At 67.6% G+C, this 12,002-nt stretch carries 5 protein-coding genes; 2 read left to right on the top strand and 3 right to left on the bottom strand.

Annotated features, from left to right (window positions below; genetic code table 11):
• Positions 1-230 precede the first annotated feature (230 nt).
• Together GWK61_RS18565 and GWK61_RS18560 are read left to right on the top strand one after the other, a co-directional pair.
• Positions 231-2,279 (top strand): TgpA N-terminal domain-containing protein, encoded by a 2,049-nt coding sequence (locus GWK61_RS18565; protein ID WP_228562524.1) that lies wholly within the window; start codon positions 231-233, stop codon positions 2,277-2,279.
• Positions 2,280-2,901: 622 nt separating this feature from the next.
• Positions 2,902-4,551: a serine/threonine-protein kinase gene (locus GWK61_RS18560; RefSeq protein ID WP_194909673.1), complete on the top strand. Its 1,650-nt coding sequence runs from the start codon at positions 2,902-2,904 to the stop codon at positions 4,549-4,551.
• 63 nt (positions 4,552-4,614) lie between these two features.
• On the opposite strand, the gene GWK61_RS18555 is transcribed toward GWK61_RS18560, so the two are convergent.
• Genes GWK61_RS18555 through GWK61_RS59595 form a run of 3 tightly spaced genes read right to left on the bottom strand, consistent with a single transcriptional unit; the run spans position 4,615 to position 11,933 of the window.
• A complete protein-coding gene (locus tag GWK61_RS18555) occupies positions 4,615-5,013 on the bottom strand; it encodes a hypothetical protein (protein WP_194909672.1) in 399 nt (132 codons plus the stop codon).
• 36 nt (positions 5,014-5,049) lie between these two features.
• On the bottom strand, positions 5,050-5,559 hold the full coding sequence (locus GWK61_RS18550) for a hypothetical protein (protein ID WP_194909671.1): 510 nt from the start codon (positions 5,557-5,559) through the stop codon (positions 5,050-5,052).
• On the bottom strand, positions 5,559-11,933 hold the full coding sequence (locus tag GWK61_RS59595; protein WP_194909670.1) for an RHS repeat domain-containing protein: 6,375 nt from the start codon (positions 11,931-11,933) through the stop codon (positions 5,559-5,561). Before GWK61_RS59595 ends, GWK61_RS18550 begins: the two co-directional genes overlap by 1 nt.
• Positions 11,934-12,002 lie beyond the last annotated feature (69 nt).

Raw genomic sequence — 12,002 nt, 5'->3', positions numbered from 1 at the left:
CCAGCGGCACCTCGACCCCGTCGAGCCCGGCCTCCGGCACGTCCGGCACGTCCGGCACCGGCACACCCAGCGGCGCCTGACAGGTGCGCGAACGGATCACGGCCGCGGCGGACCCCGCCGCGGCCGGCTTGTCGGCGGTCCCGACCGATGCGGAGGCCGCGTCTGCGGGGATCGCCACCGCGACAGATGCTGAGGCCGTCGGCGACATCGCTGCGGCCGAGGACCCGGCGATGGGCTCGGAAGCCGAGACCTCCGCCGACGCCGACGCTCCGCCCCCACCGCGCCGCCATCGCCACGCGCGAACCGTCGGCGCGGCCCACATCGCCGCATCGCGGCCGGTGCAAGCCACCACGGCCGTCGCCGCAGTCTGGCTCTTCGCGTACGCGGCCCACGCCGTCCACCTCGACCTCGCGACGCTTCTCGTCATCGTCCTGGGCACCGCGGCTCTCAACCGCTACGGGTCCACGGTCCTGGACCGGATCATGGCCGCGGTCGTGCTGCTCGCGGGGACGGCCATCGTCGGTGGCCTCGTCATCAGCTACTGGCCGTGGGGGTTGGAACCTGTTGCGGTAGGCGGGTTCGCGCTCAGCGTGCTCGTCCTCGTCTCGTTCGCGGCCCGTCGTCGCTTCCGGCTGCCGAAGCGCTTCGCCGCCGCGGATGCCATCGCGATACTCAGTGGGGCGGCGGCCACGGTGATCGCCGCGTGGCCGACCCTGCACAGCGATTTCTGGAAGCAGTTCGACTACTCGGCGCTGCTCGCCGACCGCCTGCGGCAGTTCGCGATGTTCGATGTAGTACGTTCCGGGCACTCCTATGCGTTCGCTCACTTCGATCGGATCAGCGCGCAGGCGTTGCCCGGTACGCGGACCTATCCGTCCGGCATGCAGATGGTGTACGCGATCGTCGACTGCTTCGCGCACGGAGACGCCAAGCCGGGCGCACCGCTCGACGAGTTCGTGCGCTACTACTGGTACACCCTGATCTCGTTCGGGTTGCTGGTGCTGGCGACCGCGTGGGCGGCCCGCCGGATGGTGGGCCCGATGGTCGCGGATCGGCTGCGGCTGCCTTCGGTGTTCGTCACCGCGGGCGTGGGGGCGTTCCTGTCCACCGGGTACTTCCTCAGCTACGTGTGGCAGGGCTTCGACAGTGTCGTCTTCGCCTGCGTGTTCCTGGTCGCCGGCATGGCCGTAATCCTGAGGCCGCCGCGGAACGTCTGGGAACAGGTGCTGTTGGCGGGCAGCGCGTTCCTCGCCGTGGTCTTCGGCCACCCGCTGCTGCTGCCGCACATCACCCTCGTTCTGGTGGCCGCGCTCGTCGTCTATCGCCGAAGGTTCATCAAGAACCGCATCGGGGGCAAACTCGCCTTCGCAATCGGCACGCTGGGTGTCGCAGTGCTCGTAGCCGCGCCGCTCTTCGCCGTCTCCGGGCTCAACATCGGCACGCGGTTCCACACCGACGGCTTCATCATCGCCCTGCCCTGGCACGTGGTCCTGACCGTCGGCGTGGCCGCGGCCATCGCGCTGGCGAACCCGGCGACCCGCCGGCTCCCCCACGCCAAGGCCGCGCTCGGCGCGCTGGCGGCGACCGGCGCCGTCCAGATCGCCCTCGAGATCGACCTCGTCGGCCACAGCTCGACCCGCTACTACGTCGAGAAGTCGCTCAACGGCCTGGTCCTGATGTGCCTCGTCGGCCTCGGCGGCCTGGCGAACCTGTGGCCCCAGGCGCGCCCGAAGGCCAAGCCCTGGCCGATCCGCCAGGCCGAGAACGCGATCGCCGCCGTCACCGCCGCCCTCGCCGCCGGCGCCGTGGCCTTCGCCCCGGCCTACATCAACTGGCCCCGGTTCCAGCCCGGCACCGACTCCACCTGGGCCCAGTTGTGGACCGGCCGCCACACCTTCGTCGCCGACTACGGCCACCAACTGCACGCCCAACAACGCCTCGGCGTCTACACCGACGGCCAGCCGACAATCGTCGCCTCATCACCGTCCGGCATCCTGAACCTCAACATGTCGCTCCTGGCCGGCATCGCCAACCGCGATCTGCACTCGGTCAGCAGCCAGATCAACCGCACCACCGACCTCTACGGCCTGACCGGACTGCCGGCCAAGGGCGAGTGGTCGCCCCAGGCCAAGGCCAGCCTGAAGATCCTCGAGCACATCATCACTTCGAACAAAGTCCCGATCCGGATCGTCGTCTCGGACAAGGTGCTGGCGGCGAAACTCCAAAGCTTCGGCGCCCAGCATCCGCAGTTCAAAGTAAAGATCCTCTACGTACCCTGATTGTCGCAGCACATTGACACGGACCCCGACCTCCCCGACCTCCCCGATCGGCGGGGAGATCCTGCAGGGTACTGATTTGCGTGCAAGGCAGGGTGGATCAGGATTATGATTCACTCGCCGGTGTCGCCTTGATGCCGGCGGCCGATGGGGGGATGCGAGGGGAAGAGCCTCACGAAGTGGCTGGATAGCATCGCATCGGCTATTCGCCGCCATCACGAAGATGTACCCCGATCCCGCAGTACGACAGGCTGCCACCCGTACTGCGTCCGCTTTCCGGCTCTACGAGGGGGACCAGGAATGCGCGCCGATATTCGGAATCATTGGCAGCGACGCACGCCCGACGACGCAACTGCGAACAATTGTGCGCGGGCCGCGGCGACATGCAGGCTATCTCAAAGCCCTGTTCAAGGCTTATCGCGCCGAGCGGTAATCGGACCGGAGTAGCCGCCGCGTAGATCGTTTCCTACTGACCAGTACCTTTCGAGCGGATGCTCGCTGCCCCCGATCCGTGGTCCGGACGAAGCGCCTCACCGCGCCCTGGACCGCGCTGCCGTCGATCGGCTGCGGGGTCAGCGTCGCGGTGGCCCGCACCCCGCGAGCGTCGACAGCACTAGGGGAAAAGATGTCTGAATCGACCCAATCCCATCAAAGCCGCCCCGTGGTCGGCGGGCGGTACCTCTTACGCCGCCTGCTCGGCACCGGCGGCATGGGACGGGTGTGGCTCGCCCACGACGAGCGGTCGGGCATCGACGTCGCCCTCAAAGAGGTGCGCCTCGACACGATGGCTGGGCACACCGACCGGAAGTCGTATCTGAGCAGGGCGTGGCTGGAGGCGCTGCACGGGCTGTCAGTGGCCAAGAGCTCGAACATCGTCGAGATCCTGGACGTCTTCGAGGAGGACGGCCGCCCCTGGATCGTCATGGAACTCGTCATCGGCAAGACCCTGGCCCAGGCGGTGGCCCAGTACGGGCCGCTCCCGCCGGTCCAGGTCGCGCACATCGGCAAGAAGGTGCTGATGGCGCTGACCGCCTGCCATGTGAAGGAGATCGTCCACCGGGACGTCAAACCCTCCAACATCCTGCTGGCCGACGACGGCCGGGTGTTGCTCACCGACTTCGGCATCGCCGCCGGCGGAGGCCACTACGACCTCGCGGTGGGAACCCTGACACCGAACGGGATCGCAGTCGGCACCCCGGAATTCATGGCGCCCGAGCGGATGAAGGGGCGTCCGGCAACCGCTGCCTCCGACCTGTTCTCTCTTGGCGTGACCTTGTACTTCGCGGTCGAGGGCCGCTCGCCGTTCCGCCGTGACAGCTTCATGGCGAGCTCGGCCGCAGTGCTGTTCGAGCCCGCCGACGAACTCCACCGCGGCCCCGTGTTCGAACAGCTGCTGTCCGGCCTCATGGAAAAAGACCCAGCCGACAGGATGCCGACTGCCGAGGCCTACGACCAGCTGACGCGCATCATCGCCTACAACGGCACGATCCCCTGCGACAGCGACGTACCCCCCATCCTCGGCCCGGCCGGCGCGCTGCTGCCCGTCCACCGACCCCGATTCACCGAGCCACGGCCTGCCAAGCCGGCACCCCGCCACGCGCTTGCTACTGACGGCGCATATCAGCCACGTCCAGTCAGCCTGGGGCGCGCCTCCGCCGCTGTGGCAGTGGCCATCACCGCCGTCCTGGCCACCAGCCTGTTCCTGCTCAGATCAGGCACGACAAGTACCGCGGCCTCGCCGCTGCACGGCACGCCGCCGCCGGCAGCCACACCGACGGCGCCTACCACTCCATGGACACGGCCCACAGAACCAGCCACCACCTGGTCGCCGGGCACCACCTCCCGCGATCCCCAATCCGCACCACCGGATCAACCCACGGAGTCGACACCGGCATCGCCCGAACCGAGCCCGAGCATCCAATGCCTTGAGGCCGGCAGCGGCATCGCCGTGAAGCCGGGCCTCCAAGACGTCACCGTCGCCGACATCAACTCCTGCCTGCCGACGCCAGCACGCCTGGTCCTCGGGATGTATCCAATCGGAACGTGCCTCTCCGACTGGCCCCCGGGTCCGCCGACCCAGCCCAGCGACCAATGCGGCCAATTGGTCAACGGATCCGTGATCGCCAACCGAGTCGGCGCAGTCTGGCTGGCCGACATCCACGGAGGCGGCTCCACAGGATGCCAGGGAGCTGACGTCAAACCCGACGGAGAGACCTGGATACTGTGGACCGACGGCCTCACCTTGAGCCTGTGTGCCATCGGCGCGAAAGGCTGACCTCCGGCGTCAGCGTCGCGCCCGTCGTTGCTTCAGCGGTTCGGGCGCGTCGGCCCCCACGTATCACGCGAACAGCAACGAAACCTGCCGTCCAACACAAGCCCGCATCACCTCAACGAGCCTGCGACCATAAGGAACGTGCATCTGCGGCCTTGGCGACGCCGGATCCGCCGGCTCCGGATCGGTATCCCACCACAGCTCAAGGATTTCGCTAAGGCGAGGAATGATCCGCGCGCACTCATCCGCGGTAAGTTCGCCACCGCTATCGGCATGATCGAGCAGCGGCACCAGAGGGCTGCTGCTCGTCACCCAGGCTCTGGCGCCGCCGTAGCCGTCCATCGCGGCCAGGTCGATCCCGTCGGCAGCCGCGACCTGGAACCGGAAGTCGTTGAAGGCGGTGTAGGAACCTTCCGCCCTGAGCTCGCCTTCGGGATCATCGGCTGGCACCAACGACAAACCCACGATCTGACTCCCATCTGACCCGTAGGTCGGCGCCGGCTACCCGGGCAGCCGGAACTCGATAGCAGTCGGCAGATCAGCGGCCTTCGGTTTTGCGGCCTCGTAGCAGTACGTCACCCCGGCGTACCCGTTGACGTCGCTATGCAGGATCTCACCATCCGTGAACCGGAATTTTGCGGTGACCAGACCAGCCGCTCCCTTGCCCTCTGGATGGCCTTTCTCGTACGCCACCACGCTGGCGTACGACAGATCGCCGGGGCGCCCGACTTCGACCAAAGATGGCAGCGCCCACTGTGCCGGTGGGCTTTTCAGGTCGCCGGCATATGTCGGGCTGCCCCAGACGCGGAGCGCCCAGTGGTCACTCTCAGCCCAGCCGACGGCCCACACCGGGTCATTGTCGCCGAAGTTCCGGTTCGTCATGAGATACAGCCCGTTGTCGCAGCTGAAGATCGATACGAGACGGCCATCCGAGAGAAGCCGGGAAGGTGAGAACTCGGCGCGCGGCGTCCAAGCCGGCAACGTGATCAGCTTCTGGATGTCGTTGCCCATCATTCCGCCATGTCTCTCGAGTGTCCCGCGCCGTGGGGAAGGGGCGCGCTATCTGCGGTGGTGAGGGTAACAGTTATGTCGCTGGTGTAAACCACGCCTTCAACGTCGTTGTTTACCAACGCCTGCTGTATGTCGGCCGCGTACGGCCCGCTGTAGCTGTCGACTGCCGGTTTGACCCACTTGTCCATCCAGCCCTTTGGGCCGCCCATCTTGTTGTCCGGGAACGTCTTGTAGTCCCCCTTCGACGACCAGTTCGAGTCGTAGACCTTGATCTTACCTGTCGTCGGATCATAGGTGACCCAGTCGGGGCCGGGACCGTTCACCTTCGACGGGCCGATGAGGCCGATCTCGCCCTTGGCCAGGGATTCCTGCCAACCCATCTCCTCGGCGGCCGCGGCATGCTGGTGCCGGTAGTCGGCGCCGGCCTTGGTACGGCCGTCATCGATCGCGTTCTTCAACGCCTGGTCCGGGGTGAGAGCCGCCGCCGGGTCGGATGCCGCCGCCGCAGCCGCCGGCGCTGTGTTGAAACCTTCAGCACCGGCTCTGAAGAGGCTGCCTCCGAGCTTGAAGGAGTTCCACCCGCCATCAACAAACAGCGCAATGCCTTCCGCATTGCTCATGTCGTGAGCGACGCGCTGCTGTCCGGTGCTGAGCGCGGCGTCGTCGCTGGCGTTGTATGCGGCGTGTTCCTTCTTCAGCCAGTTCTGGGTTTGCGATCCGTCCTTGAAACAGAATTCTGCTGTACCGAAGGCGATGTTCCCCGCCGTCTCGTCCGCAGAGACATAACCAGTACGCAGCCAGCCTCCGACGGTGTGGCCGAAGGAGCAGAATCCCCAGCAGAACAGGCCGGTGGGGTCGGAGCTGCTGATCGGGTCGTTTCCGGAGTAGGTGTAGCCGCCCATCTGTGCGGCCGAGCCGGATTCGAATACCGGGTCGACGCTGATGAAGCGTCCGGTCGTGGGGTCGTACTCGCGGGCTCCGACATCGGTCAGGCCGGTCGCGGCGTCAGCGGTGCCGACGCCGAGGTAGCCCTTCTGACCCGGCCAACTCGCCGGGGCGGCGCCGCGGATGTCGCCGTACGGGGTGTAGTTGCGGAACGTCGCGTTGCCGGTGGTGGAGTCCAGGGACACGTCGGCGGTGCCCTGCCGGTCGGGCATCTGGTAGGTGACGTGACCCGTGGTGGAGTCCAGGGCGGCGACGGTGGCACCGCCCTGCTTGTAGTAGCGAGTGCCGGTGACGGCACCAGTAGAAGTGTTGAGGTACAGCTCGGTGTCGCCGAGGTAGAGCGTGTTCTTGCCGGGATCCTTGCGCATCAGCTGGGCGCCGTTGGCGTCGTAGACGTAGCTGGTGGTGCCGGTGCCGGCGACCGATGTCAGGTGCCCGACGGCGTCCCAGTTCAGGGTCTGGGAGCCGTTGGCAGGGGTGGCCCGGGTCGTGGTGTTGCCGGCCGGGTCGTACTGATAGCTGGTGGTCGGGCTGGGCGCGTTGTTGACGGTGGTGCTCGTCAGGGTGTGCGGCTGCGCCGAGCCGGCGGCCGGGTAGGCGTAGGCGGTGGTCGTGTCGCCGCCGGTGGCGCCGGGCAGGGCGTGCTGTACCTGGGTGAGGCGGTCGCCGACGGTGTCGAAGGTCCAGCTGGTCCAGTAGGGCGCGATGCCGGATCCGACGGTGCCGTTGCCCGCGGAAGCCGGGTTGGCGGCGCAGTTGTCGGTGGCGGTCCATGCCTGAGTGAGCTGGCCGAGACCGTCGTAGCCGAAGCACTGGGTGTCGGTGGCACTGCCTCGTGTGTCGGCGATCTGGGTGACCTGCCCGGCCGCGGTGTAGGTGTAGTCGACCTTGTCGACCTGAGGAGGCGCGGCCTGCTGGTCGATGCGGTCCTCGGTCAGCTGGCGGGTCTGGTCATCGTAGGTGAGGGTCTGCCACACCGGGTTGGACGAGGGCCCCTGGGTGTACTGCAGCGGCTCGCCATAGGGGCTGTAGGCGGTGTTGGAGACGTAGTAGTTGTTGCCCTCGGTGCTGACCGGGTGCCCGAGTCGGGTGTAGGCGGTGGTCACGGTCTCGGCCGCGAAGGGCCCCGCGGCCGGCTCGGTGACGCTCTGGACCTGGTTGGTGTTGGGGGTGTAGCCGTAGCTGGTGGTGTAGTTGCCGTACAGCGCGCCTTCACCGGACGGGATGGTGACCTTGGTCCCGGTCGGCAGGCCGGCGCTGGTGTAGCCGGTGATGGTGGAGACGTAGGCCAGGCCGTTGGCGTAGCCGGCCGAGGCGGTCGGCTTCCCCTTCATCACGGAGTCGTAGGTCCAGCGCGCGATCGCCGGACCGGTGGCGGACCCGGAGTATTCACCGGTCTTGCGGCCGAGGTTGTCGTACTTGTAGGCCACCGTGCCGGCGGTGCCGCGGGCGTCGGCGGAGGTGAGCATCTCGGAGTCGTCGTCGTAGGTGTACGTCGAAGCACCGGCGTCCGGGTCGGTCTGGCTGGTCTTCCGACCCCGCAGGTCGTAGCCGTAGGTCCAGGTGTTCTTGCCGCTCGGGTCGGTGATCAAGCTCGTGCGGCCGGCGAAGTCGTACCCGTACACGGTGCCGGAGCCGTTGACCGGACCGGTGACGGTGTTGCCGGCGACGGCGGGTGTCGCAGTGTACTGGTAGGCGGCGGTGGTGGCGCCGCGGGCGTCGGTGACCGTGGTCGACGATGTGCCGCCGGCCGGGGGGATGCTGGTGGTGCGGTCGCCGCCGTAGACGGTGTCGGTCTCCCAGGTGTAGTTGGCGTAGTGGTACTGCGCGACCTTGGTTACACGCCCGAGGCCGTCGAAGGTGGTGATGCTCTGAGCGGGGACGGCGGAGTCGCCGACGGAGTAGATGGTGCCGGTCGGGACGCCGGTGGCGAAGTAGTTGCTGTTGGCCTTGACCATCCAGCCGTGGCTGTCGTACACGGAGTCGGTGATGACCCGGCCGCCGCCTTCGGCGTCGGTCTGGGTCTGCCGCGCGCGCAGCAGCGCGTCGTAGAGCGTGACGGTCGAGGAGTAGCTGTTGTCGTCCAGCAGCCGCTGGGCGGTGACCACCGACGGGCCGGTAGTGGACACGGCGTAGGTGAACTGCGAGTTGGGGGTCTGGCCGCCGGACTTGGAGCGGCCGGGTTGCCACAGCTGGGTGAGCCGGCCCAGGGCGTCATAGGTGGCGTCGGTACGCAGTCCGGCGACGTCGACGCTGGCGGTGGTCAGGCCACGCAGCGGGTCGGTGACGGTGGTGGTGGCGCGGGACAGCGGATCGGTGGACGCCAAGGTGGTCTTGACCGTCTGGGTCACCGGGCCGAGCGTGGACGGGGTGTAGGCGACGGCGGACTGCCGGCCCATGGGGTCGGTCGAGACGAGCGGACGACCGTAGGAATCAAACGTGGCGGTCGTAGCCGGGGCCCAGGTGAGGGTGCCGGTGGCGGTGCCGTCTGAAGAACTGGAGGCGGAGATGACGCTGGTGGGGTTGCCTACGGTGGGGACGGTTCCGTAAGCCTGGTTGTCGTAGCTGGTCTCGGTGTCGGAGACGAGCTTGCCGGCCTGGGTGCCGGTAGGGCAGACCTCGCCGGTGACGGTGACCCGGGACGGCACGGTCAGCCACGTGGTGGTGTTGCTCAGGTACGTGGTGCGGGTGCAGGTGGGCCGGGTTCCGTCGCTCTCGTCGTCGCCCTGCGTGGCCATGCCCAGGTTGTTGTAGGCGGTGTTGGCCACGGTGCGTCGCCACGCGCCCGAAGCGAGCATCTGCCGGGTGCGCGCCCGGGTGGGCAGAACCATCAGCGCCTGCAGGGAGTTCAGGCCGGTGCGGGGCCGAGTCGCGGTCGGCCCGGTGGTGGTGTAGTCGGTGACGGTGGCGTGGTCGATGCTGCCGCCGTCACCGGTGTAGACGTCTGATTCGAATACCTGCCCGGCCAGAGCGTTGGCGTCGGCGACCGTGTCGTCGTTCTCGGTGTCGGACACGGTGACCGAACGCTTGCCCGACGGCAGGATGTCGCCATCCATACCGCGGAAGTACAGAGTGTCGGCCAGGGTGACCGGATTGGCACCGGCGCGGGTCTGCACATGGGCGTATCCACGGAACTGGGAGTACGTACGCTGGCTGGCCTTGGACAGTTCGGAGTCGTCGAAGTGCCAGGCAGCACCACCCAGGTAGGTGTAGTTCGTGGTCTTGTTCGGTGAACCGCCGGTGGGATCGGTCTCGGTGACCTGCTTGACGGTGTAGTGGTAGAAGTACGACTTGATCGGCGTGGGCTGGCCGAGCGGCGTCCAGTACTCCGGGAAGCAGTCCAGGCTGTTGGTCGAGTCCGAGGCCGGCAGATTGGTCGGGGAGCAGGCCGGCGTGTTGTAGGCGGCTTGGATCTGTTCGCCGGTCTCGGTGTCGATCTCGACCAGACGCCACTTGTTGATCGCCGGGTAGTAGGTGGAGTCCTGGCCTGCGACCGGGACACGGTTGGGCATCATCCCACCGAGGAACTTCACCGCAGGGGTGCACGTGGCACCGTCGGTACCGCAACGCTGGACCGAAGCCAGGGCCAGGGCGAACGGAGTGCCGTCGCCGGTGTCGGGATAGGACTGGGCCAGGCTGTACGTATCAACATTCTGGTATGCACCCGCGTTGTACACCTGCGTGGTGATGGCGGTAACGCGCTTGCGAGACCAGAAGCTGGGCGAGTAGTTGGAGCAGGTCGCCCCCGACGAGCAGGACTGGTCGAACGGAACGTCGTGCCAGTGCGCGGCATTGGTCGCGTTGAACTGCGACGGGTCGCAGTTGAAGCCGTCGTTGTTCTCGTTCGGTATGCAGCGCTCGGAGGCGGTGAACGTGACTTTGTCGACCGCCGGGTTGGCGTAGACAGTGCCGTTGTCGTCACGCAGCCCGTACTCGATGTGGTCCAGCACCCCGCCGCGCGTGTAAGCGGCGGTGGTAGTGCCGTTCTTCCCGTTGTCCGGCAAGTAGTAGTTGGTCTCCGGGGTGTAGTAGTACATCGTGGCGTTGCCGTGGACGTCCTCGACGTAGTCCAGGTTCCACCGCCATGCCTGATTGCACGAGGCGGCAGTGAACGTCGCGTTGTAGCACGGGTCACCGGAGTGCGCGCCGTAAACCGGCACGGTCCACACCGAGTTGGTGTTGGCCTGGTTGGTGTAGCCGGGGCCGTGGTTGCGGCCGAAGAAGTACTGGGTCCCGTCCGTCGTGGTGATCTTCCAGTACTCGCCGTTGTACGCGCCGTTGCTGGCGTTCTTCAGCAGCTGCACACGCTCGCCGTTGTCGTCGGCCGGATGCACGTCACCGGTGACCGGGTCCCACACCAACGCCGTCGACTTGCCGCCCAGCGACATGTTCAGTATCTGGCCGGCCCAGCAGTCATCGCCGGTCTGCTCGGCGGTGGGCAGGTCTGTGAACTGCGAGCAGGTCTGGTACGAGCGCTCGATGAAGCCGCCGGTAGCCAGATCGAAGCCTTCGCCGATCGGGGAGGTCTGGTTGTTGGTGGAGTCGGTGTGCCCGTCCACGGCTCCGGAGTCGTAGCTCAGCGCGACGCTGGGAGCCGCACCGGCGAACGGCGTCGGGGTATCGATCGCGTAGGACCAGGTGAAGTCCCCGCTCTCCGAACCGGACGACCATTGGGAACTGGGCGACAGCGTGGTAGCGGTGAAGTTGCTGGTCGGCCCGCTGGCACTGCCGGTGGCGGCCAGTACCATCGTCGCCGGCGCCGCGGTTGCGCTGCCAGTCATCGCAGTGGTTCCTGCGGCGCGCGACGAGACAGGGCTCTGTGTTGCGGCGGCAAGCGCGACTGTGGAGGTCAAAGTGTGGGCGGCCACGCGCGCGCTCGTCCCGGTCATCGGGGTCTGGACACGGCAGGCGGCAATCTGCGGAGTGGTCAGGGCGCACGACGGAAGCTTCACCAGGTGCAACCGGGAGGCGTAGTCCCCGCCGAAGCGGCCGGCGATCGCCGCGGTGTCGACGTCCAGGCTCACCGCGCCGCCCGCGCCGGACGCCGGGGTCAGCGAGATCATCAGGCCATTGACACCCGCGGCCTGGGCGGTCTGGCCGTCTGCCACGGCTACCGTCACCTGGCTGCCGGTCGCCGCCGAACCGGCGGCGGCGCCAACACGCACCGGCAATGATCCGGCCTGGACGGTGCCGCCCCCCGCCGGAAGGGCCACCGTCGCCGACCCCGACACAAGGTTCGACGCAGGGTTCGACGCAGCGGTGGCCTTGGCTGCTGTGGGCAGGGCCCCCAAGTGCACGGCGGCCTTCGGCACATAGCTGGTCCCGGCCACCGGTTTCTCGACCTGGACGGCGGGGCGCTTGCCGACTGCTTTCGCGGCCGCGGCCTGCGGAGCCTGAGCCCCGAGGGTGGCGGTCATCGCGACTGCCACAAGGCCGACGACACCGACTTTCGCCCTCGCGGTGTTGGTTTCCGGTGATACGCGCCTGCCCAGCCAGCG

It is taken from the genome of Catenulispora rubra, assembly GCF_015356825.1.
Taxonomy (GTDB): domain Bacteria; phylum Actinomycetota; class Actinomycetes; order Streptomycetales; family Catenulisporaceae; genus Catenulispora; species Catenulispora rubra.
This window is presented reverse-complemented; position numbering and strand designations above follow the sequence as displayed.

Coding starts and splice junctions, on each gene's coding strand:
- GWK61_RS18565 (WP_228562524.1), top strand. CDS start 231: ATGGGCTCGGAAGCCGAGACCTCCGCCGACGCCGACGCTCCGCCCCCA.
- GWK61_RS18560 (WP_194909673.1), top strand. CDS start 2,902: ATGTCTGAATCGACCCAATCCCATCAAAGCCGCCCCGTGGTCGGCGGG.
- GWK61_RS18550 (WP_194909671.1), bottom strand. CDS start 5,559: ATGGGCAACGACATCCAGAAGCTGATCACGTTGCCGGCTTGGACGCCG.